The following is a 1,566-nucleotide window of genomic DNA, read 5'->3' on the forward strand; positions in this document are numbered from 1 at the left end:
AATGCCCGCGCGCGACCATGGGTCTGGGGCCGACCCGCCCCGAAACCAAGGACCCTACGCCGCCGCTTTATCTACCACCTTTGAGGAACGCAGCATTAGTACTGCAACGACAGGTTGTGATGGCCGCGTCTTCGGTAGTGGCTGATGCGGGCGCGAGTCTGGCTTGTCCGTCGCCAGTTCGACCAGTGCACGATATGGGCGATGGTGTGGGTAGCCGGGTGGGTGATGCGGTTCCATAATCTACGGACCTCATTGGACGACAAGGCGATCAGCGTGAGGTCGCCAGCGGTTTGAGGGCCCCCTTTTTCGCGGCGTCTCGTGTGATCACGAGGAACGCCGCGGCGGCCAGGGACAGAGTGATATGTCGATACCACGCCCGGTAGCCGCGAACCTGGTAATGGTCGAGGCCGGTCTCGTTCTTGGCCGTTTGGAAGGATTCCTCGATCGCCCACCGTGATCCCGCGACACGCACGAGTTCGGCGATCGTGGTCTCGGCAGGACCGAAGCACACGTAATAGGCGATATCGGTCGGGTCGCGCAGGCTGCGGCGCGCCAGCAGCCAATGGTCCCACTCCCGACGCCGCAGAGGGCGGATATCAGCCGTCGCCCACTCGTAAGTCCTGGGCCCTTGCGCACCGTTACCGCAGCTCATTGGCGTCCAGCACTCGTCGGCAAGGGCGGCGACGACACGATCGACACGAACCTTGACCAACCCCATCGTGACGACCATGGAGTTCTTCGCCACCGCCAGAACATGAGCGATATCTTCCGATTCCAGCCACATGCGCAGCTTGGTATCCACACCATAGGCCTCGTCGCCGGTGACCCACCCGAACGGGACCCCCGCCTCCACAGAGCGGGCGATCATCCGCTGCGCGAGAACGGGTTTGGTCGCCATCTTCACCGCGTCGGCGATACCGGCGGCCCGGCAACGCTCACGATCACCCATCCACTCCTTGGGCACATACAACTCCCGATCGATCAACGCCCGCCCACGCGGCGACGCATAGGCCAGAAACACCCCGATCTGCGAGTTCTCGATCCGCCCGGCGGTCCCGGAGTACTGGCGGGCCACCCCGGCGGACTTGGTCCCTTTCTTCACGAAGCCGGTCTCGTCCACGATCAACACGCCCTGCTCACCATCACCGAGCACCTCGACAACCGCGGAACGAACATCATCGCGCAGCCCATCGACATCCCAGGCATAGAAGTTCAGCAACCGCTGCATCCGCTCCGGACCCCGATCCCCGAGCGCCTCCGCCAGGGTCCACCCATTCTTACGTTCGGTCTCGCCGAGCAGCCCCCGCACATACGACCGCATCTGCCGCCGCGACTCCACCCGAGGAAACCGGTGAGCGAACCGCCCCACGAACGCCTCGAAACCCGCCGACCACCCAGCCACCATCTCCACCAACACAACAAGATCAACTACCCACAACGGCACCAGATCACAACCTGTCGTTGCAGTATTAGAACTCAGTTCAGAATGAATCGGTGTGTCGGTTTGGTTTGCCGTGCAATGTCTTTGAGACTCTTGCTGTGGTTGATGAGGTGGTGACCGATGCG

1 protein-coding gene is annotated in these 1,566 nt (G+C 62.7%); it reads right to left on the bottom strand.

What is annotated here, in order from left to right:
• Nucleotides 1–268 precede the first annotated feature (268 nt).
• Nucleotides 269–1,405, bottom strand: coding sequence for an IS701 family transposase (locus ACWEO7_RS39440; RefSeq protein ID WP_452430944.1), 1,137 nt, complete (start codon nt 1,403–1,405; stop codon nt 269–271).
• Between the last annotated feature and the right edge of the window lie 161 nt (nt 1,406–1,566).

The organism is Nocardia sp. NPDC004260, assembly GCF_053603155.1.